The organism is Mycolicibacterium moriokaense (assembly GCF_010726085.1).
Lineage (GTDB): Bacteria > Actinomycetota > Actinomycetes > Mycobacteriales > Mycobacteriaceae > Mycobacterium > Mycobacterium moriokaense.
In genome coordinates this window covers 758,641-777,430 of record NZ_AP022560.1, presented here as the reverse complement: position 1 = coordinate 777,430, position 18,790 = coordinate 758,641, and the positions used below count along the sequence as shown (strand labels likewise).

Sequence of the window (18,790 nt, the reverse complement as noted above, 5' to 3'; positions counted from 1 at the left end):
ATCCTGATATCACCGAAAGGGCATTAGTGCAGGTCACCAGCGTCGGCCACGCCGGCTTCCGGATAGAAACCAGCGCCGGAAGCATCTTGTGCGACCCATGGGTCAACCCGGCTTACTTCGCGTCGTGGTTCCCGTTTCCCGACAACAGCACGCTGGACTGGGACGCCCTCGGCGACTGCGACTACCTGTACGTTTCCCACCTGCACGCCGACCACTTCGACGCCAGAAACCTGCGCGAACACGTCAACAAGGACGCCGTCGTGCTGTTGCCGGATTTCCCGGTGCCGGACCTGCGCCGGGAGCTGGAGAAGCTCGGCTTCCACCGGTTCTTCGAGACCACCGACTCGGTGAAGCACCGCGTGAGCGGACCCAAGGGTGATCTCGATGTGATGATCATCTCGCTGCGCGCCCCCGCGGACGGTCCGATCGGCGACTCCGCACTGGTGGTCGACGACGGAGCGACGGTCTGCTTCAACATGAACGACGCCAGACCGGTCGACCTCGACATGGTGCACGCCGACTTCGGGGCGGTCGACGTCCACATGCTGCAGTACTCGGGGGCCATCTGGTACCCGATGGTCTACGACATGCCTGCCCGCGCGAAGACCGCGTTCGGCACGCAGAAGCGGCAGCGGCAGATGGACCGGTGCCGCCAGTACATCGCTCAGGTGGGGGCGACGTGGGTGATTCCGTCCGCCGGCCCGCCATGCTTTCTGGATCCGGCCCTGCGCGACCTGAACGACGATCACGGCGACCCGGCCAACATCTTTCCCGACCAGGTGGTTTTCCTGGACCAGATGCGCGTCCACGGCCACGACGGCGGCCTGCTGATGATTCCCGGCTCGACAGCGGATTTCACTGGCTCACAGTTGAACTCGCTTCGCCATCCGCTGCCCGACGAGGAAGTCGCGGCCATCTTCACCACCGGAAAGGCGGCCTACATCGCCGAGTACGCCGAGCGGATGGCGCCGGTGCTGGCCGCGGAGAAGGCGAACTGGGCGCCTGCGGCGGGCGAACCGCTGATCGAGCCGCTGCGCGCGCTCTTCGAGCCGATCATGCTCGGCAGCGACCAGATCTGTGACGGCATCGGCTATCCGGTGGAACTGCGGCTGAACGGCGGCGGCCACAACGAGACGGTGGTGCTGGACTTTCCGAAACGCGCAGTGCGCGAGCCTGTTCCGGATGAGAAGTTCCGGTACGGCTTCGAGATTGCGCCGGAACTCGTGCGGACGGTGCTGCGTGACAACGAGCCGGACTGGGTCAACACGATCTTCTTGTCCACCCGGTTCACGGCGTGGCGCGTCGGCGGCTACAACGAGTATCTCTACACGTTCTTCAAATGCCTGACCGCCGAGCGCATCGCCTATGCCGACGGCTGGTTCGCCGAGGCGCACGACGATACGGCCTCGATCACGTTGGACGGCTGGGAGATTCAGCGGCGCTGCCCCCATCTGAAGGCCGACCTGTCGAAGTTCGGCGTCGTGGACGGCTCCACGCTGACGTGCAATCTGCACGGCTGGCAGTGGAACCTCGAGACCGGTCGGTGCCTGACCAGTAAGGGGCACGAGCTGAGGAGCTGCCGGTCGTGACCGGACCTCGTCAGTACTATGACGACGGCCTCATCCAGCTCGACCGTGAGGCGATCACGTTGCGCCGCTACCACTTCCCGTCGGGCACCTCGAAGATCATCCCGCTACGCGACGTCCGCGGATACACGGCCGAGTCGCTGAGCGTCCTCAACGAGCGGTTCCGGTTGTGGGGCAGCTCCAACCCCCGCCGCTGGCTTCCGCTGGACGTCTGGCGACCGATCAAATCGACGCTCGTCACCCTCGATGTGGCCGGCGCACGCACCAACCCCGCCTTCACACCGCAGCGGCCCAAGGAGTTCCTGGCCAGCCTCGACGAGCTGCTTGAGCGTTAGAACGCAGGTACGCCGTCACGGTGTGGATGCAGGGCACCGATCGCTGAGGTGAGGGGCAGGTGCAGGGCGTCCACGATGCCCGGCGCGGCTTCGCACACCCAGGGAATCGCATTGACCGCCCGCATACCCGTGGCGAGTAGTCCGTGCTCACTTGCGCTTTCACCCTCGCGGTACCCCACCTCGAACTCCCCGTCGAACGACGGCTCGCCGTCGATGAGCACCCGCCAGATTCCGTCGGTGGCTCCGGTCCGGCCAGTCGGCCACTCGGGCGCCAGATCGTCGGCCATCCGGTCGACATGCTCCAAGCTGACGACTTCCTTCCCGTCGACCACACCGATGCACTTGGCGTAGGTAGCACCGACCGTGCCTGCCGAAATGAGCCCGCACGCGGTATGCAGATCACGCGGCGTCGGGAGGAATTCACACGTTTCGCGGATCTCGTCGAACTCGACACCGAGCGCGTCGGCGACCATCGTGATCGCCGCTCCCCAGCCCCACTTGAGCACGCCCGGCTGCTTCAAACCGCCCTGGTAGTCAAGCGGTTGACCGAACCCGAACAGTTCGCGGACGTCCCATTCGACGGGATACTCCGAGTAGTTCGTGATCTCGATACCGCGCACCGAGTACACCTTGTGCGACATCGTCATCAGCGCGATCGGAAAGAGGTCGCAGCCGAATCCCGGTTCGATGCCCGACGAGAAGATCGAACTGCGGCCCGCCGCCGTCGCTTCGCGGATCGGATCCAGAAATCGCTGTGACAGGGAGCCCTTTTCGTACACGAGACCTGGTAGCGACGTGGTCACGATGTTGGCGCCCGATGCCAGGATGCGGCAGAAGTCGGCGAGCGCCTCTTTTGGCCGCGGGCCGGCAGGCGCCGCGTACATCACGCAATCCACACCCGACGCCAACAGTGCGTCCGCATCGCGAGTGGCCATGACGCCGATCGGATCGATGCCCGCCAGAACACCGACGTCCTGGCCGTCCTTGTCCTGCGAATGCACCCAGGCGCCGGCGAGCTCGAGGTTGGGCCGGTCCACGATCGTCCGGATCGCGTAGCGCCCGACTCCGCCAGTGGCCCATACCGCGACGCGATATCTCTTATCCGATGGCTGTGCCATGGGGTTTCTGCCTCTCAATCGCCCTTGCGCGAAAACATTACATCTGTAATGTCTTTTTGGGGTGAACTCCGCGAGGAATGGAGGCGCAAGGTGGGCGAACTCGATGGCAGCCTCGATGGCAAGGTCGCCATAGTCACCGGAACCAGCCGTGGCGTCGGGGTAGGCATCGCGCACGAGCTATTGCGCGCCGGGGCCACGGTGATCGGTTGTTCGCGCTCGGCGCTGGACGCGATGCCCGGCACCGAGAACAACTCCGACTGGGCTCGGCGATCGGACCAAATGGTCTGTGACCAAGCCGATTACACGGCCATCGACACGTTCGTGCAGAAGGTCGTTGATCGCCACGGGCGGCTGGACATCCTGGTCAACAACGCCGGGGGCACTGTCCCTTCGCCGTCGGTCGACGAGGTGCCTGCATTGGTGTCCCGCATCCAGGGCGCGCCGGCCAGTGACGACGACTACGAACGCAGCGCGCTCTTTCACGCCTTCGCCGTGCAGATGAACCTGATCAGTCCCCTCTGGTTCGCGATTCGCGCGTATCGACAGATGAAGACGCAGACCGGTGTCGGCTGCATCATCAACGTCTCCAGCGGCGCGGGTCATCCCGCGGGTTCACCGACGTTGGTGTCCTACGGCGCCGCGAAGGCCGGGCTGAACCAGATGACGCGCTCGCTCGCCCAGGAGTGGGGCCCCGCAGTCCGAGTCAACTGCGTTGCGCTCGGACCGACGATCACCGAGAACTTCCGGTCCTTCGTCCTGCCCAAGGACGATCCCACCGGCACCGAGTACTTCGCCAACATTCCGCTCAGGCGCGGCGGCGAACCGGACGAAGTGGGCCGCACCTGCGTCTTCCTCGCGTCCGGTACCGCCGATTTCATCAACGGGACCACGATCGAGATCGACGGCGGCATGCTGCCCGGCGTGCTGTACGACGCAGGCCTCAAGACCATCACTGACCTGCTGTGAGGACACCGAGAATGACACGGCGCATCATCCAGTTCTCCACCGGCAACGTCGGCGTTCACGCACTGCGGACGATCATCGAACGTCCGGACCTCGAACTGGTCGGCCTGCACGCGGCCAGCCCCGACAAGATCGGCCGGGACGCTGCAGAGCTGTGCGGGCTCGCCGAGCCGACCGGGGTGATCGCCACGGACGACGTCGACGCGCTGCTGGCCCTGGAAGCTGATTGCGTCGTCTACACCTCACAGGCTGAGACCCGCGCAGCCGAAGCGATGGAGGACATTGCCCGCTTCCTGCGCGCCGGAACCAACGTCGTCGGGTCATCCTTCGTCTGGCTGGTCGCCCCGGAGTTCACCGACGACTGGCTGCGGGCACCGCTCGAACAGGCCTGCCGGGATGGTAATTCGACGTTGTACATCAACGGGATCGATCCCGGATTCTCCGGTGACACGCTCGTTTACACGGCGCTGAGCCTCGCCGGTCGTGCCGAATCCATCACGGTGCAGGAAATCTGTGACTATGCCACCTACGACGACGCCGAGTTCACCGGCGTCACCTTCGGTTTCGGCACCGACCCAGAGCACCAACCGATCCTCTTCGCTGCGGGCGTGCTCGCGTCGATGTGGGGGACCCAGGTCCGCAGCCTCGCCGCGGATCTCGGTATCGAGCTTGACGAGGTGCGTGAGCGGCACGAGAAATGGGTTACGCCCGAACCGATCTCGTGCACGATGATGGACGTGGAGGTCGGCAAGGTCGCCGCGGTGCGTTTCGGTGTCGAGGGCATCAGGGACGGCGAGGTCGTCATCACTATGGAACACGTGAATCGGCTGACCGAGGCCGCCGCTCCACACTGGGCTGTCCCGCCGGATGGCCGCCCGGGCGTGCATCGCGTCGTCGTCGAAGGCGACCCCGGCATCGAGATCAATACCCACGTCGGCCTCGGCGGGACTGACCATAACCAAGGCGGCGTCATCGCCACCGCGGCGCGACCGATCAACGCCATCGAGGCGGTGTGCCTGGCACCGGCCGGCATCCTCGCCGCACACGACCTGCGGCCGCTGGATCACACCCGCGGTGTGATGTGGTGAAGTCGGCGCATGGCAGATGCAGTGCAACCGCGGCGTCCCCCAGGGGGAAACCAGCTGCGTGCCGAGCGGACCCGGCAGATGGTGATCGACGAGACCGTCCGTTACATCCTCGACGAGGGCTTCGCCGCACCGAGCGTCCGTCGCATCACCGAACGGGCCGGGGTCACCTGGGGAGTGGTGCAGTACCACTTCGGCGATCTGAACGGACTTCTCATCGCGGTCGTCGATGAGGGGTTCCGCCAGCTCACCGAAATTCTCGCAGCGGTACCCGCCACAACCGCGGACCTGCCGATCGCGCAACGCATCGAGGTAGTCGTGAACGCGGCGTGGTCGGCTTTCTCGAGCCCGACATCGATGGCGGCCATTGAGATTCTGATTGCTACGCGTTCGGGGCGAGACGCTGCAGTCAACAAGCGACTGGCGGACACCATGCGTCAACTGACCGAACTCGGCAGGCACCTCGGTGAGGGCCTGGATCCCAAGCACGCCAAGGAGATCGGCAATCACATCTGGACATGCTTGCGTGGAATAGTTGTGGCACAGATTATTTCGTCACAACCGTTGGACACGTCCAGGGACCGGCGCGCCCTGGTCGACGTCCTCACCGCCTACGTTCTGACGCACAGTGCCGAACAACGTTAGCTCTTCGGCTCGAGGACTTCGGTTCCGACAAAGGGCACCAAGGCTTCTGGCACGCGGACGCTGCCGTCGGGCTGCTGATGGTTCTCGAGGATCGCCACCAGCCACCGCGTCGTCGCCAAGGTTCCGTTGAGGGTCGCCGCGGTCTGAGGCTTGCCGTTCTCGTCGCGGTAGCGCACCGAAAGGCGTCGCGCCTGGAACGTCGTGCAGTTCGACGTCGAGGTCAGCTCCCGGTACGTCTGCTGGGTCGGAATCCAGGCCTCACAGTCGAACTTGCGCGCGGCCGACGACCCCAAATCGCCTGCGGCGATGTCGATCACGCGGTACGGCACCTCGATCTTGGCGAGCATCTCGCGCTCCCACCCGAGCAGCCGCTGATGTTCGGCCTCGGCGTCCTCTGGCTTGCAGTAGACGAAGCCCTCGACCTTGTCGAACTGGTGCACGCGGATGATGCCGCGGGTGTCCTTACCGTGGCTGCCGGCCTCGCGACGGAAGCACGACGACCAGCCGGCGTAGCGCAGCGGACCGTTCGAGAGGTCGAGTATCTCGTCAGCGTGATAGCCGGCCAGGGCCACCTCGGACGTGCCGACCAGATACAGATCGTCGGCTTCGAGGTGGTAGACCTCCTCGGCGTGCGCACCGAGAAATCCAGTGCCCGCCATGATCTCCGGGCGCACCAGCACCGGCGGGATCACCAGGGTGAAACCGGCCTCCTGCGCCAGCCGTGCGGCCAGTTGCAGCAGCCCGAGCTGTAGCAGTGCGCCGGCACCGGTGAGGAAGTAGAACCGCGCGCCGGACACCTTCGCACCGCGCTCGAGATCGATCAGTCCGAGTGCCTCACCGAGCTCGACGTGGTCCTTCGGATTCTCGATGGCGGTGGGTTCGCCGACGGTGTCGAGCACGACGAAGTCGTCTTCGCCGCCCGCGGGGACGCCGTCGATGATCACGTTCGCCAGGGCCATGTGCGCGGCGGTGAACGCCGCTTCGGCCTCGCTCTGCGCGGCCTCGGCCGACTTGACCTTGTCCGCGAGTTCCTTGGCGGCCGCCAGCAGCGCGGGCCGCTCGTCCGGGGACGCTTTGGCCACCTTCTTGCTGACCGCCTTCTGCTCCGCACGCAGATTGTCGGCGGCCGTCACCGCGGCCCGCCGGGCGGCGTCTGCGTCCAGCAGCGCATCGACGAGGCCGGGGTCTTCGCCACGGGCACGTTGCGATGCGCGCACCACGTCGGGGTTTTCGCGCAGCAGTCTGAGGTCGATCACTCGCGCAACACTACTTTTGGTTGCGGATCGGGAACATGGCGAGGTCGGGCGGCCCAGCCACAACCCCATAACATTACAACTGCATCACTTGTCACAGCGCCTGACACGCCTGTCACAATGGAGCAGATGTCTGAAGCACCAACCGTCGAATACCCGCTCGATGACGAGGCCGTCGAACCGTCGTCACGGGTGTCTTCAGGGGTGTCATGGTGGCGGAGCCTGCACGCCGCTTCGACTCGACGGGCGCTGCTGCTGACCGCCCTCGGCGGCCTCTTGATCGCCGGGCTGATCACCGCCATTCCGCAGAAGGAAGGCCCCAGCGGTCTAACTGCGAGCACGATCTCGCTGGGACCACGCGGCAACGAGACTTTCAAGCACGCGAAGGCCGGCGACTGCCTGAACTGGCCGGACCGCACGCCGGATGCCGCTCAGATCGTCGACTGCAAGGACGAGCACCGCTTCGAGGTGGCGTCATCCGTCGATATGCGGACCTTCCCGGGCAGCGAGTACGGCCCCGACGCGGCACCGCCGTCGCCCGCGCGAATTCAGCAGATCAGCCAGGAGCAGTGCTCCGCGGCGGTCAAGCACTATCTGGGCCCGCACTTCGACCCGAACAGCCGCTTCACTGTCAGCATGCTCTGGTCGGGCGACAAGGCGTGGCGCCAGTCCGGTGAGCGTCGGATGCTGTGTGGCCTGCAGCTGCCCGGCCCGAACAACCAGCAGGTGGCGTTCAAGGGCAAGGTCTCCGACAACGACCAGTCGAAGGTGTGGCCGGCAGGCACCTGCCTCGGCATCGACCCGTCCACCAACCAGCCGACCGACATCCCGACCGACTGCGCCGCGCCGCATGCGATGGAGGTCACCGGTGCGGTGAACCTGGGCGAGAAGTTCCCCGCCGGCCTGCCGCCCGAACCCGAGCAGGACACCTTCATCAAGGACACGTGCACCCGGCTCACGGACGCCTACCTGGCGCCCATTCAGCTGCGCAGCACCACATTGACATTGATCTACAGCACGATCTCGCTGCCGAGCTGGGCGGCAGGCAGCAAGCAGGTGTCGTGCAGCATCGGTGCGACCCTCGGAAACGGCGGCTGGTCGACTCTGCTCAACAGCGCCAAGGGCCCGCTGATGATCAACGGACAGCCTCCGGTGCCGCCACCGGATATCCCCGAGGAGCGGCTGAACTTCCCGCCGATCCCGATGCCCGACTCGCCGGCCGAGTCGACCTCGTCTTCGTCGTCGTCTTCGTCCTCGTCTTCGTCGTCCTCGTCATCCGACGACGAGACCGACTACGGCAATCAGACCCAGCACATGCCGGGCTCCGCGCAGCCCACCGAGACGGCAGAGCCGACCACCGATCCGGCCGCACCGGGCAACACCTTCCTCAACGCGCCGCCACCGCCGCCGGCCGCACCTGGTGCGCCGCTGCCGCCGCCTGGTCTTCCTCCTCCACCGCCACCGCCGGGGCTGCCACCACCACCGGCGCCTGAGCCCGTGCCCGCACCGGCTCCGCCGCCCGCGCCGGAACTGCCTCCGGCGCCCGCGCCACCACCGGGGCAGTAGTCGCGTGGCCGTGCGGATGAGTTCGCAACGGTTTGAAGAACTGGTCTCCGACGCGCTGGACCTGATCCCGTCGGAGCTCGCGAAGGCGATCGACAACGTCGTCGTCCTGGTCGCGGACCGCAACGCTGATGAGCCCGACCTGCTGGGACTCTACGAAGGGATCGCGCTGACCGAGCGCGACAGCTGGTACGCGGCGGGCTCGCTACCGGACACCATCACGATCTACCGCGAGGCGCTGCTGGACATCTGCGATACCGAGGACCAGGTGGTCGACGAGGTCGCGATCACGGTCATCCACGAGATCGCCCATCACTTCGGTATCGACGACGATCGCCTGCACGAACTCGGCTGGGGCTAAGCCCTTCCGTTGCCCTTTCCGGCGAGCAGACGCATAGCTCCCCGACACGCCGCGATGTTGGGGAGGTTTGCGTCTGCTCGCGCGGGAGACTGGTGCCATGAGCAGCGAGTGCCGTGACTGCGTGGCGGATGTCGAGCACTGCCACGGCACCGTCATCCATCACGCCGCGATGCGCATTGAATGCACCGAACCCGACTGTGTGACACCCGAGGTCGTGCACGCGTTCGCGATCGACTGCGAAGCCATCGGCTGCATGTGCGATGTCAGGATCGCGAAGGCGGGCTGACGCGATCAGCCCATCGGGTCGGCGGACTGCAGCGCGTCTTCTACGGGGTGGACGTCGGGCTCCGGATAGAACGGCGGCAACAACGTCCCCCACTGCACGCAGCTCCAGCGCCCGTCGGTGATCGGCGCCAGTACAACGGCTTCGGTGTTTCCGAGGTGGTGGTCGAGGGCGAAGCTGCCGTCGACACCCGCCAGCACGGCGGACGCCAGCCGGATCGCCGCGCCGTGGCTCACCATGACGATGTCACCGTCGAACGCGGCGTCGTCGAGGTAGCGCAGCCGCAGTTCGGTGACCACCGGTAGATAGCGGTCCAGCACCTGGCGGGCCGACTCACCGTCCGGCAGCCGCACGTCGACGTGGCCTTCGTGCCAACGCTGGTAGATGGCGTTGAACTCCTCGATCGCCGCGTCGTCACTGCGGCCCTCGAGCTGACCCACCTGGACTTCGTGGATGCCCTCGACTTCGTGGGTGTCCACGCCGAGTTCGTCGGCGATCTCATATGCGGTCTGCGTCGCACGTACTGCCACCGAATGCGCGATGAGGGCGGGCCGGTACGTCAGCCCGCGCGCGAATGTGCGGGCCTGGTCGCGGCCGAGATCGGTCAGCTCGGCACCGGGCGGCCTGGTGTCGAGCCGGCGCTCGACGTTGCCGTACGACTGTCCGTGCCGGACCAGCACCAGCCGTCCACTCACGGGTTCTCCTCCCCTGCTTGCCCTGATCGCGGCGGCTCGTCCGACCCCATCGGCCACGAACCGAGAAAGCGCACATCTGCAGAACGTTCAACCAACGCCTTGAGTGCCTCGGCAACGGGCGGGTCGTCGACGTGGCCTTCACAGTCGAGGAAGAAGATGTAGGTACCGAGTTCGGTTCGGGTGGGCCGCGATTCGATTCTGGTCAGGCCGATGTCGCGGATCGCGAACTCGGACAGCGCCGCTGCCAGCGCTCCCGGCACGTTGTCGAGGCGCAGCACCACCGACGTGCGGTCGGAGTCGGTGCGCGCAGGCGGCGGACCGACCGGTCCGACCAGCACGAAACGGGTGCGGGCGTTGCGCTCGTCGACGACTCCGGTGGCCAACACCTCGAGGCCGTGGCGTTCGGCGGCCAAGGGAGTGGTCACGGCGGCGTCCGCACGTCCGTTCGCCACATCGATGGCCGCTGCGGCGTTGGAGTCCGCCGCGACGAACTCGGCGTTCGGGAGACTCTTCGCGGCCCACTTCGCCACCTGGGCCCGCGCCACGGGAAACGCCGCGATCGTGGCGGGGTCGGTCGCGCCCTTTCGGACGGCGATCGTGAACGCGATGTCGAGGGTGTACTCGGCGAAGATCTGCAGCGGCGAGCCCGTCGCCAGGCTGTCCAGGGTCGGCAGTATCGAACCCTCGATCGAGTTCTCGATCGGCACGCAGGCGTACGCGGCATCGCCCGAGCGCACCATCTCCAGCGCCGCCGCCGTGCTGGTCGCGGGAATCCACTCGAAATCGGTGACCGGAACCAGTTGCGCCTCGACCATGCCGTGCAGGGCCGCCTCGGTGAATGTCCCTTCTGGGCCGAGATAAGCGATACCGGTCACAGCCCAACACTATCGGCTCGACCTGGTAATCCCATTCCGCTGCACGAAAGCCTTGCGCGATTCCAGAGGCCGTAGTTAAGTTAGGCTCACCTTATCTATGGGAGGCAGGCCATGACAGAGCCGGTGACCAAAGCCACACCGACGACCGCCGAGCGCATCCGCAGCGCCTTCGCACGTGCGGGCGGCGCGATGCTCGCGGTCGAGGGACTGGAACCCGCCGAATCTCCGGTGCACCATCTGCTCGACGACGGCTCGTTCGCGATCACCGTCCCGGTCGACGGGGCCGTCGCGCAGATGGTCGTCGCTGCGGGCCGAGCGGGTGTGCAGGCGGTGCTGGAGATGACCGACTACGCACCGCTGCCCCTGCGGGAACCGGTGCGGTCGCTGGTGTGGGTCCGCGGCCGGCTGCACGACGTGCCGCCGAGCGAGGTCGCGCCGTTGCTCGACCTGATCGCGAGCGAGGACCCGAATCCCGCACTGCTGCAGGTGAACTCGGGCAGCGTCAGCACCGACACGCGCTACGCGTTGATGCGGTTGGAGATCGAATCGGTGGTGGCCGCCGACTCCACCGGCGCCGAGTCGGTGGGGTTGAGCACGCTGTTGCAGGCCCGCCCTGACCCGTTCTGCGCGATGGAGTCGTGCTGGCTGCAACACATGGAGTCGGCGCACCGCGAGGTGGTCGCGCGGTTGGCCAGCCGTCTGCCCGCCGCGCTGCGGCGCGGACGCGTGCGTCCGCTCGGACTCGATCGCTACGGTGTGCAACTGCGTGTCGAGGGCGATGACGGAGACCACGACGTCCGACTGCCCTTCGCGAAGCCCGTCGACGACATCAGCGGACTGTCCCAGGCCATCCGCGTGCTGATGGGTTGCCCGTTCCTCAACGGCTTGCGCGCGCGTCGACTCTGAGGCTCCCCCTGGGCCGCTAGCCTGACTCCGGTGACCAGCGCCCCCAGCGACCTGACGGACCCTGCGCGCCGTGCGCTGCGCATCGAGATCGTGGTGGTGCTGGCGGTGACCTTCGGACTGTCGGCGTACAACGCGCTGCTCAACCTGATCGAAGCCGTCCTGCTCGGTCTCTCCGGACAGGTCGTCGCGCTCAACCCTCGACGTTCGCCATTCGACCTGATCGACCTCGGGCTCAACCTGGCCTGGGTCTTCCAACTACTGGCATGGGGCGCGCTCGGCGTATATCTGTTGTGGCGCAGCGGCTTTGGGCCCAGCCAGATCGGACTCGGCCGACTGCAGTGGCGTCCCGATCTCCTCGGCGGGCTGGGGCTGGCCGCGTTGATCGGCCTGCCCGGCCTGGCGTTCTACCTGCTCTTCCGAGTGCTCGGCATGAACGCGGACGTGGAACCCGCCGAGCTCTACGACACCTGGTGGCGCATCCCGGTGCTGCTTCTCGTCGCGTTCGCCAACGGGTGGGCCGAGGAAGTGATCGTCGTCGGGTTCCTGTTCACCCGGCTGCGCCAGCTGAGCGTGAGCCCTGTCGCGGCGGTGATTCTGACGAGTGTGCTGCGCGGCCTCTACCACCTCTATCAGGGCTTCGGCGCAGGACTGGGCAACCTGGTGATGGGCCTGGTGTTCGGCTACGTATACGTGCGGACCGGCAGGCTGTGGCCACTGATCGTCGCGCATGCGGTGATCGACGCGGTCGCGTTCGTCGGCTACGCGCTGGCCGCCGGCCACCTGACTTGGCTGCAATAGGGCGCGACCGACGTACATTTCTTGCTGTGGACGTCAACCGGCAGCAGCCCCCGGGTTTTGACCCGCGCCGCCGCCGGGAGCCGTCGCAGGTGATCAGGCGTGATCCCAACTACCGGCCGTCACCGAACCCGCAATGGCCACCGAACCCGCCGACACCTCCCCGCACACCGCCTGCCCCACCACCGCGCAGGCCGCCCCCGCCGCAGGGCCGTCGGCCCGCACCGCCGCGACGGCCCGCGCCGCCACCGCCACCCCCGCAGGCACGTCCCCCCGCGCCGCCCGCGCCGCCGAAGCCGAAAAAGCCTCGGCGCAAACGGCGTTGGGGCCGCGTGCTGCTCGCTCTGCTGTTCGTCGTCGTCGTCGCTGTGGTGGCGGGTGGCCTGTGGATGGACTCCAAGCTGCACCGCATCCCGGCGTTGGCCGACTACCCGGAACGGCCGGCCGCGGGCGCCGGTACGACGTGGTTGCTCGTCGGATCGGACAGCCGGCAGGAGCTGACACCCGAACAGCAGGCCGAACTGAATACCGGCGGCGATCTCGGCACCGGCCGCACCGACACGATTCTGCTGGTGCACATCCCCGGCTTCGGCTCGAGCACCCCGACCACGATGGTGTCGATCCCGCGGGACTCATATGTCGAGATTCCCGGCTACGGCAGCGACAAGATCAACGCGGCTTTCGTCGAAGGCGGCGCACCGCTGCTGGCACAGACCGTCGAACAGGCGACGGGGCTGCACATGGACCACTACGCGGAGATCGGTTTCGACGGGTTCGCGGTGATGGTCGACGCGGTGGGCGGGGTGACCATGTGCCCCGACCAACCGATCGACGACCCGCTGGCCGGCATCAATCTGCCTGCGGGTTGCCAGAAGCTCGACGGCCGTACCGCACTCGGATACGTCCGCACCCGCGCCACCCCGCGAGCCGACCTGGACCGCATGGTCAACCAGCGGGCGTTCATGTCGGCCCTGCTGCGGCGCGCCACCAGCCCGGCGGTGTGGCTGAACCCGCTGCGCTGGTATCCGATGATGCACGCGGCCTCGGGTGCAGTCACCGTCGGCGAGCAGGACCACATCTGGGATCTCGCGCGGCTCGCGTGGGCCATGCGCGGCGACGTCACCACCACAACCGTGCCGATCGGCGAATTCAGCGGCGGCGACTCGGGATCCGTCGTCGTGTGGGACAGCGAGGTCGCAGATCAGTTGTTCGCCGCACTGAAAACCGACGCCCCGGTGCCACAGGATGTTCTCGACGCGCAACCATGACACGCCTAGCAAATATAATTTTCTTTATGTAATCGCCGTCACAACGGATTACCTTAGTTAGGTCACGCTGTCCTTGCTTAGGCCGACCTTCGCTGACAACCCCCTCTGACCTGCTATATCCTCGTGATCATGACGACCGCCGACGCGCAAGAAACCAAATTCAACGCCCTTTTGCAGGAACAGATCCGTAGCGAATTCGGCGCCGCTCAGCAATACATCGCAATGGCCGTCTATTTCGATGCCGACGATTTGCCGCAATTGGCTAAACACTTTTACGCCCAGGCGGTCGAGGAACGCAATCACGCGATGATGCTGGTGCAATACCTGCTCGATCGCGACGTCCACGTCGAGATCCCCGGCGTCGACGAGGTTTGCAATTCGTTTGCCACGCCGCGCGACGCGCTGGCCATGGCGCTCGACCTGGAGCGCACGGTGACCGAACAGGTCAGCCGACTGGCCGGCGTCGCCCGCGACGAGGGCGACTACCTCGGTGAGCAGTTCATGCAGTGGTTCCTCGCCGAGCAGGTCGAGGAGGTCGCGCGGATGACGACGCTGGTGCGCATCGCCGACCGGGCCGGTGCGAACCTCTTCCACCTCGAGGACTTCATCGCGCGTGAGATGGCGACCGCGGCAATCGATCCCGCCGCGCCCAAGGCGGCAGGCGGCGCCCTCTAATCCTGCGGCACCCCGGTCAGCCCGTTCTGCAGCCAACCCTTGGTGCGGCCGGGATGGTTGGTCGCCACCCAGGCGACGCCGAGATCGCGGCAGAACTGGACATCCTCGTAATGGTCGACGGTCCAGCAGTACATGGCCCGCCCCTGCGCCGCCGCGCGGTCCACGAGTTCGGGGTGCTCACGCAGCGTCGAGATCGACGGGCCGACCGCGGTGGCGCCGACGGTCGTCGCGGCGCTGCCGCCGAGAAATCGGGACGTCTCGCCGAGCAGCACCGTCGGCAGCATGGGCGCCGCGCGCCGGATCCGCCATACGGCCGCGGCCGAGAACGACATCACCACCGCGCGGGACAGGTCGGCCGATGCAGGCGACGCGACGCCGTACCGGTGCAGTAGCGCAAGCACCTTGCTCTCGACCAAGGCGCCGTACCGGACGGGGTGCTTGGTCTCGATGAAGAGCTTCACCGGGCGGTTCCAGTCGAGGACCAGCTTGACGAGGTCGTCGAGGGTGAGCAGGCCGGTGCCCTCCGTGCTGTCGGGGGCGTTCGGATGCCAAGTGCCGTAATCCAATTCGCGCAGCTGCGCCAGGGTCATCTCGCTGACGAGTCCGCTGCCGTTCGACGTCCGGTCCACCCTGCGGTCATGCACGCAGACCAAATGACCGTCGCGGGTCAGCCGCACGTCGCACTCGACGCCGTCGGCGCCCTCCCGCAGTGCCAAGTCGTAGGCCGCCAGGGTGTGCTCGGGTAACGCCCCGGACGCGCCCCGGTGCGCCACGACGAAGGGATGGTCGGCGAGCGTGCCGTCGCCCGAGTTCATAGCCACCTATGCTGCCGGGTTCTGCCCTTCGGACTCAACCGCTGTGGCTTTCTCCGGCGTCTTCTCCACTTCGGTGTCGGACTGCTTCAACCGGTCATCGGGCACAATCACCCAGCGCTTCGACGGCTTCTCGACGGGCTGGCGTTCGAACCCGTCGAACACCTTCATCGCCAGCAGCACCGCCGCGAGCCCCAAGAGATAGGCCACGATCGTCGTCACCGTGTTGTTCGCGATCGCCTGGGCCTCGGTCGCGAAGCTCGTGGCGATCGAGAACACCGACAGGACGGTGCTCGCGACCCACACCAGCCACCACGTGACAATGGACCGGCGCAGCCAGTTGAACCGTTCCTCGACCTGCGCGAGCTCGATGACGAACACCGGTGCCCACGCCAGATTGGCGACCGGCACCAGGCAGCCCACTCGCAGCTCCGAAACCGACCGCGGTTCCGAGTGCCCTCGGTAACCGTATGCGGCCGACCTGCGGCCGATGAGCCAGTTCGTCAGCACCACCGCGCTGGCGACAACCATGAATATGGCGAGGACGCTGGCGACCACCCCCAGCCACGTCACGCCGCCGGCGACCCAGGGGTTCAACAGCCTGCTGCGGTTGACGATGAGAAGCGCATAGCGCACCACATGTAGGAACGCCGCGGCGGCGAGCACAGCCATCGTGGCGATCAGCGTTGCCCGCACCGCGTTCGCAGAGGGCCCTGGCCGGGCCTCGACCTGCTGCCGATCGGTCTGGTCAAAGTGGTCGACGAGGCCCCAGCGCGGAATGAACGCATAGCGCGGGGTCGGGCCGAGAGGCCGCGGACGTCGGCGTGGCGGTGGCGGCGCACCCGGACGCACGGCGATCCAGCGATAGCCAGGGGGGAGCCGCGGCGGGGTGCGAGGTGCCCGGCCCGACGGTGGGGTCCCGAGTCCGGCCGGCCGCCACTGCTGGGTCGCGTCGGGCCCCGAGGGCGCCAGTAGCGCGCCGTTGCAGCGCGGGCACCAGTCCCTCCTGCGGTCGCGGACGTTCCACCGCGTCCCGCACGTGGAACACACCTGGATCATCCGACCAGCCTAGCCAGGGTTTGTCGTAGGTCGCTCAGACGACGCCGGCTCCGCCGTCGTCGGTGACCACCGGACGGCCCGCGCCGGCCCATGCCAGCATCCCGCCGCTGACGTTGATCGGTGAATAGCCGTTCTGCGCCAGATACTGCGCGACCCGCTGCGAGCGCCCGCCGCCCATACACGTGACATAGAGGGTGGCCGAGGAGTCGATCTCGTCGATGCGGTCGGGGATCTGTCCCATCGGGATGTGGAGGGCGCCCGGCGCATGGCCGCGCTGCCATTCGTCGTCCTCGCGGACGTCGAGCAATATCACCGAATCGTCCAGCGTCGTCGGGACGTCGGCGATGTCGGCCTGGGGCACACTGTCGGACTCCATCCGTACATGCTGACATACCCCCAGTTACGGCGAAGGGGCCAGCAATTCCGAGCTATCCACAATTTCCACAGGTTCATCCACAGGCCCGTAGCCAAGACAAACCAATCCTGAGCCGCTGAATCTGTGCGTCTGCTCAAGATCACTGTGGATAACCTGAGACCTAGATGACGCGCCGATTAACAGCCGCAACGAGTCCGAGCGAAATACCTCGCTGGACTAACCATTGAATTCGGGCGGCTATCTGCGGGTTTCGTACCCGCGCGACACACCGTTAAACCCCGTCATGCCCCGATTTCTTCCCTTTGACACGAGGGGTTATGATCGGCGTCACAACTGGGCGTTGTGACCGATCTCACCTGGGTGAGGATATCGATCGTGCAGGTCAGGAGCTGTTGATGGCGTCACATCCAATGGGGCAGGGGTCCGCAGTGCCGCCATCTGAATGGCCGGCCTCGACGAACATCTACACCCGCGCGCAGCTGATGGCATGTCTGCGCGCCGGCGTGATCGCCCTCGTGTTGTTGGGTGTGCTCGCGTGGATCGTGCTGACCTGACCGCCGCTCTTACCGCAAGAAAAAACGGGCCTGCTCGATGAGCAGGCCCGTCCTCGTTCGGGTGGTCGACTACTTGGGTGGGTAGACGCCCATCTGCTTGCCCTTGTCGGTCTGCCAGAAGATGTCGGCGATCTCGTCGATCGTCTTGAGCAGCTTCTCGGCGACCGCGGCGTCGAGCGACTTCTTCACGTCGCCGGCGCCCTTGACGCCCTCCCAGAACAGCTGGTGCAGGTTCGGGAACTGCTCGAAGTGGTCCTTGGTGAAGAAGTCGGCCCACAAGACCATGAGGTGATGCTTGACCTCCTCGGCCTGGCGCTCCTTGATGATGATGGCGCGGGTCTTGAAGTGCTCGTCGTCGGAGTCGTGATACTTCTGGATCGTTTTCAGGCAGGACAGCGCCTCGATCTTGGCCTGCGCGGGGTCATATACGCCGCAAAACAGGTCGCAGTGGGCATGGGCAGGGGTCGCGTTGTTCATAAGTCGTTGCAGCATGGCCTTAACCTACCCTTCGGATGTGGCGCGCAACCATCCTCCACCCCGTTGGCCATTGCGTTTGTTCAGAGTCGTCGAGGATTCGATGCGGCCGACGCTGAATCCGGGCGACGGACTCGTCGGCTGGCGGGGCGGCACGCCCGCGGTCGGCCAGTTGCGGGTGTTCCGCGACCCGCGGCGGTCCACGCGGTGGCTCGTGAAACGCGTCGGCGAGGTATACGGAGAAGGTCCGGGCGCGATATTCGAGGCCCGGTCCGACAATCCGGCCGCACCCGGCGCGGTCGACTCCCACGAATTCGGCTGGGTGTCCGCGGCGGGCTCGTACCGCGTCGTGAAAACGATCCGCGCCCCGCGGCGGCGCGGCTGACCTGTGTGTCCACTTGCGCGCCGGTCCAATCCTGCCGCATTCTGAATTCATCGACCCACAGTCGTGTCGGGCGAAGTTTGCCGAGCAACGATGGTGCGGGAGGCGAGATGGATATGGGGTCTGGTCGGGCGATCGAGATCGCCCCGTTTCATTCGCATGGATCGCTCAAGGGCTTCGTGATATCGGGCCGCTGGCCCGACTCCACCAAGGAGTGGGCACAGCTGTTGATGGTGGCCGTCCGAGTCGCTTCGCTGCCCGGATTGCTCTCCACCACAACGATTTTCGGTGCCCGCGAAGAGTTGCCAGACGAGCCCGAGCCCAACACCGTCGGCCTCGTCGTCGCCGAGGGCACGGTCGTCGGCGAATCAGCGGTGCCGCCAGGGTATTTCGCGGAACACCAGCCACCGGCACTGCTGATGCTGCACCCGCCGTCGGAGACCATGCCGTCGCTGCCCGAGTGCTCGGGCGCAGCATCGGGATGCGTACTACTGCCCGGCCTTCCCCACCTCGGCCTGGAACATCGCGCCGCGTGGGTGGAAGCAGAAGCGGACGGCACCGTGACGTCGATGGTGAGCAGGGTGGGCGTCGATCCGATCAGCCACCCCGATACGGCGATCCTCGCCATGCTCCTTGCCGCATAAGGGTTTTCGAACCGAGACCGAACTAGTGCCCTGAACAGCGGATTCGGGTAGCCGAAATCGCTGCGCCGACTGGCGTGCCGCTA

Annotated in this window: 23 protein-coding genes; 15 read left to right on the top strand and 8 right to left on the bottom strand. The window is 66.5% G+C overall.

What is annotated here, in order from left to right; genetic code table 11:
- Positions 1 to 26: 26 nt before the first annotated feature.
- Both G6N43_RS03725 and G6N43_RS03720 read left to right on the top strand, forming a co-directional pair.
- Entirely contained in the window at positions 27 to 1,589 is a 1,563-nt protein-coding gene (locus G6N43_RS03725) for an MBL fold metallo-hydrolase (RefSeq protein ID WP_083157761.1), read from the top strand.
- Positions 1,586 to 1,921 (top strand): hypothetical protein, encoded by a 336-nt coding sequence (locus G6N43_RS03720; RefSeq protein WP_083157762.1) that lies wholly within the window; start codon positions 1,586 to 1,588, stop codon positions 1,919 to 1,921. Before G6N43_RS03725 ends, G6N43_RS03720 begins: the two co-directional genes overlap by 4 nt.
- Here G6N43_RS03720 and G6N43_RS03715 read toward each other — a convergent pair.
- Positions 1,918 to 3,039: an NAD(P)H-dependent amine dehydrogenase family protein gene (locus G6N43_RS03715; protein ID WP_083157763.1), complete on the bottom strand. Its 1,122-nt coding sequence runs from the start codon at positions 3,037 to 3,039 to the stop codon at positions 1,918 to 1,920. The genes G6N43_RS03720 and G6N43_RS03715 overlap by 4 nt on opposite strands.
- 90 nt (positions 3,040 to 3,129) lie before the next feature.
- Here G6N43_RS03715 and G6N43_RS03710 point away from each other — a divergent pair, with 90 nt between their 5' ends.
- Genes G6N43_RS03710 through G6N43_RS03700 form a run of 3 tightly spaced genes read left to right on the top strand, consistent with a single transcriptional unit; the run spans position 3,130 to position 5,732 of the window.
- Positions 3,130 to 4,005 (top strand): SDR family oxidoreductase, encoded by an 876-nt coding sequence (locus tag G6N43_RS03710; protein ID WP_234810344.1) that lies wholly within the window; start codon positions 3,130 to 3,132, stop codon positions 4,003 to 4,005.
- An 11-nt stretch (positions 4,006 to 4,016) separates the two neighbouring features.
- Positions 4,017 to 5,090 carry an NAD(P)H-dependent amine dehydrogenase family protein gene (locus G6N43_RS03705; protein ID WP_083157765.1) on the top strand — a complete coding sequence of 358 codons (1,074 nt, stop codon included), beginning with the start codon at positions 4,017 to 4,019 and terminating at the stop codon, positions 5,088 to 5,090.
- A 9-nt stretch (positions 5,091 to 5,099) separates the two neighbouring features.
- Positions 5,100 to 5,732, top strand: coding sequence for a TetR/AcrR family transcriptional regulator (locus G6N43_RS03700; RefSeq protein WP_083157766.1), 633 nt, complete (start codon positions 5,100 to 5,102; stop codon positions 5,730 to 5,732).
- Here the strand turns inward: G6N43_RS03700 and serS are convergent.
- On the bottom strand, positions 5,729 to 6,988 hold the full coding sequence (serS, locus tag G6N43_RS03695; RefSeq protein ID WP_083157767.1) for a serine--tRNA ligase: 1,260 nt from the start codon (positions 6,986 to 6,988) through the stop codon (positions 5,729 to 5,731). The two genes, G6N43_RS03700 and serS, sit on opposite strands and share 4 nt — an antisense overlap.
- Positions 6,989 to 7,105: 117 nt before the next feature.
- Between serS and G6N43_RS03690 the strand changes: the two genes are divergently transcribed.
- From G6N43_RS03690 to G6N43_RS03680, 3 genes are all read left to right on the top strand, one after another.
- Complete coding sequence (locus tag G6N43_RS03690; RefSeq protein WP_083157768.1) at positions 7,106 to 8,551, top strand: septum formation family protein; 1,446 nt, start codon at positions 7,106 to 7,108, stop codon at positions 8,549 to 8,551.
- A gap of 4 nt (positions 8,552 to 8,555) precedes the next feature.
- Positions 8,556 to 8,909 carry a metallopeptidase family protein gene (locus tag G6N43_RS03685; RefSeq protein WP_083157769.1) on the top strand — a complete coding sequence of 118 codons (354 nt, stop codon included), beginning with the start codon at positions 8,556 to 8,558 and terminating at the stop codon, positions 8,907 to 8,909.
- Positions 8,910 to 9,006: 97 nt separating this feature from the next.
- A complete protein-coding gene (locus tag G6N43_RS03680; protein WP_083157770.1) occupies positions 9,007 to 9,195 on the top strand; it encodes a hypothetical protein in 189 nt (62 codons plus the stop codon).
- A 5-nt stretch (positions 9,196 to 9,200) separates the two neighbouring features.
- Here G6N43_RS03680 and G6N43_RS03675 read toward each other — a convergent pair whose 3' ends face one another.
- Positions 9,201 to 9,887, bottom strand: coding sequence for a histidine phosphatase family protein (locus G6N43_RS03675; RefSeq protein ID WP_083157771.1), 687 nt, complete (start codon positions 9,885 to 9,887; stop codon positions 9,201 to 9,203).
- A complete protein-coding gene (gene pheA, locus G6N43_RS03670; RefSeq protein ID WP_083157772.1) occupies positions 9,884 to 10,762 on the bottom strand; it encodes a prephenate dehydratase in 879 nt (292 codons plus the stop codon). The genes G6N43_RS03675 and pheA overlap by 4 nt, the downstream gene beginning before the upstream one ends.
- 111 nt (positions 10,763 to 10,873) lie before the next feature.
- On the opposite strand from pheA, the gene G6N43_RS03665 reads away from it, so the two are divergent.
- The 4 genes from G6N43_RS03665 (at position 10,874) to G6N43_RS03645 (ending at position 14,406) form a co-directional block, all read left to right on the top strand.
- On the top strand, positions 10,874 to 11,668 hold the full coding sequence (locus G6N43_RS03665; RefSeq protein ID WP_083157773.1) for a DUF2470 domain-containing protein: 795 nt from the start codon (positions 10,874 to 10,876) through the stop codon (positions 11,666 to 11,668).
- A gap of 30 nt (positions 11,669 to 11,698) precedes the next feature.
- Entirely contained in the window at positions 11,699 to 12,466 is a 768-nt protein-coding gene (locus G6N43_RS03660; protein ID WP_163657976.1) for a CPBP family intramembrane glutamic endopeptidase, read from the top strand.
- An 89-nt stretch (positions 12,467 to 12,555) separates the two neighbouring features.
- Positions 12,556 to 13,731, top strand: a complete 1,176-nt coding sequence (locus G6N43_RS03650; RefSeq protein WP_407664934.1) for an LCP family protein — start codon at positions 12,556 to 12,558, stop codon at positions 13,729 to 13,731.
- A gap of 129 nt (positions 13,732 to 13,860) precedes the next feature.
- The gene (locus tag G6N43_RS03645) at positions 13,861 to 14,406 is read left to right on the top strand and encodes a ferritin (protein ID WP_083157243.1); all 546 of its coding nucleotides are present in this window, start codon (positions 13,861 to 13,863) and stop codon (positions 14,404 to 14,406) included.
- On the opposite strand, the gene G6N43_RS03640 is transcribed toward G6N43_RS03645, so the two are convergent.
- The 3 genes from G6N43_RS03640 to G6N43_RS03630 are packed head-to-tail and all read right to left on the bottom strand — an operon-like array spanning position 14,403 to position 16,653.
- The gene (locus tag G6N43_RS03640; protein WP_083157196.1) at positions 14,403 to 15,221 is read right to left on the bottom strand and encodes a glycerophosphodiester phosphodiesterase; all 819 of its coding nucleotides are present in this window, start codon (positions 15,219 to 15,221) and stop codon (positions 14,403 to 14,405) included. The two genes, G6N43_RS03645 and G6N43_RS03640, sit on opposite strands and share 4 nt — an antisense overlap.
- 6 nt (positions 15,222 to 15,227) lie before the next feature.
- Positions 15,228 to 16,277: a DUF4328 domain-containing protein gene (locus G6N43_RS03635; protein ID WP_083157197.1), complete on the bottom strand. Its 1,050-nt coding sequence runs from the start codon at positions 16,275 to 16,277 to the stop codon at positions 15,228 to 15,230.
- 34 nt (positions 16,278 to 16,311) lie between these two features.
- Positions 16,312 to 16,653: a rhodanese-like domain-containing protein gene (locus G6N43_RS03630; protein WP_083157198.1), complete on the bottom strand. Its 342-nt coding sequence runs from the start codon at positions 16,651 to 16,653 to the stop codon at positions 16,312 to 16,314.
- A gap of 395 nt (positions 16,654 to 17,048) precedes the next feature.
- Here G6N43_RS03630 and G6N43_RS30370 point away from each other — a divergent pair, with 395 nt between their 5' ends.
- Positions 17,049 to 17,207: a hypothetical protein gene (locus tag G6N43_RS30370; RefSeq protein WP_165761911.1), complete on the top strand. Its 159-nt coding sequence runs from the start codon at positions 17,049 to 17,051 to the stop codon at positions 17,205 to 17,207.
- 69 nt (positions 17,208 to 17,276) lie between these two features.
- On the opposite strand, the gene sodN is transcribed toward G6N43_RS30370, so the two are convergent.
- Positions 17,277 to 17,699 carry a superoxide dismutase, Ni gene (sodN, locus tag G6N43_RS03625; protein WP_083157200.1) on the bottom strand — a complete coding sequence of 141 codons (423 nt, stop codon included), beginning with the start codon at positions 17,697 to 17,699 and terminating at the stop codon, positions 17,277 to 17,279.
- 55 nt (positions 17,700 to 17,754) lie between these two features.
- Between sodN and G6N43_RS03620 the strand changes: the two genes are divergently transcribed.
- Entirely contained in the window at positions 17,755 to 18,066 is a 312-nt protein-coding gene (locus G6N43_RS03620; RefSeq protein WP_083157201.1) for a S24/S26 family peptidase, read from the top strand.
- A gap of 107 nt (positions 18,067 to 18,173) precedes the next feature.
- The gene (locus G6N43_RS03615; protein WP_083157202.1) at positions 18,174 to 18,707 is read left to right on the top strand and encodes a peptidase; all 534 of its coding nucleotides are present in this window, start codon (positions 18,174 to 18,176) and stop codon (positions 18,705 to 18,707) included.
- Positions 18,708 to 18,790 lie beyond the last annotated feature (83 nt).

Excerpts from the sequence above, each read along its gene's own strand:
- G6N43_RS03715 (WP_083157763.1), bottom strand. The coding sequence starts at position 3,039 with ATGGCACAGCCATCGGATAAGAGATATCGCGTCGCGGTATGGGCCACT.
- G6N43_RS03705 (WP_083157765.1), top strand. The coding sequence starts at position 4,017 with ATGACACGGCGCATCATCCAGTTCTCCACCGGCAACGTCGGCGTTCAC.
- G6N43_RS03700 (WP_083157766.1), top strand. The coding sequence starts at position 5,100 with ATGGCAGATGCAGTGCAACCGCGGCGTCCCCCAGGGGGAAACCAGCTG.
- G6N43_RS03690 (WP_083157768.1), top strand. The coding sequence starts at position 7,106 with ATGGAGCAGATGTCTGAAGCACCAACCGTCGAATACCCGCTCGATGAC.
- G6N43_RS03680 (WP_083157770.1), top strand. The coding sequence starts at position 9,007 with ATGAGCAGCGAGTGCCGTGACTGCGTGGCGGATGTCGAGCACTGCCAC.
- G6N43_RS03665 (WP_083157773.1), top strand. The coding sequence starts at position 10,874 with ATGACAGAGCCGGTGACCAAAGCCACACCGACGACCGCCGAGCGCATC.
- G6N43_RS03645 (WP_083157243.1), top strand. The coding sequence starts at position 13,861 with ATGACGACCGCCGACGCGCAAGAAACCAAATTCAACGCCCTTTTGCAG.
- G6N43_RS03640 (WP_083157196.1), bottom strand. The coding sequence starts at position 15,221 with ATGAACTCGGGCGACGGCACGCTCGCCGACCATCCCTTCGTCGTGGCG.
- G6N43_RS03635 (WP_083157197.1), bottom strand. The coding sequence starts at position 16,277 with ATGATCCAGGTGTGTTCCACGTGCGGGACGCGGTGGAACGTCCGCGAC.
- G6N43_RS03630 (WP_083157198.1), bottom strand. The coding sequence starts at position 16,653 with ATGGAGTCCGACAGTGTGCCCCAGGCCGACATCGCCGACGTCCCGACG.
- G6N43_RS30370 (WP_165761911.1), top strand. The coding sequence starts at position 17,049 with ATGGCGTCACATCCAATGGGGCAGGGGTCCGCAGTGCCGCCATCTGAA.
- sodN (WP_083157200.1), bottom strand. The coding sequence starts at position 17,699 with ATGCTGCAACGACTTATGAACAACGCGACCCCTGCCCATGCCCACTGC.
- G6N43_RS03615 (WP_083157202.1), top strand. The coding sequence starts at position 18,174 with ATGGATATGGGGTCTGGTCGGGCGATCGAGATCGCCCCGTTTCATTCG.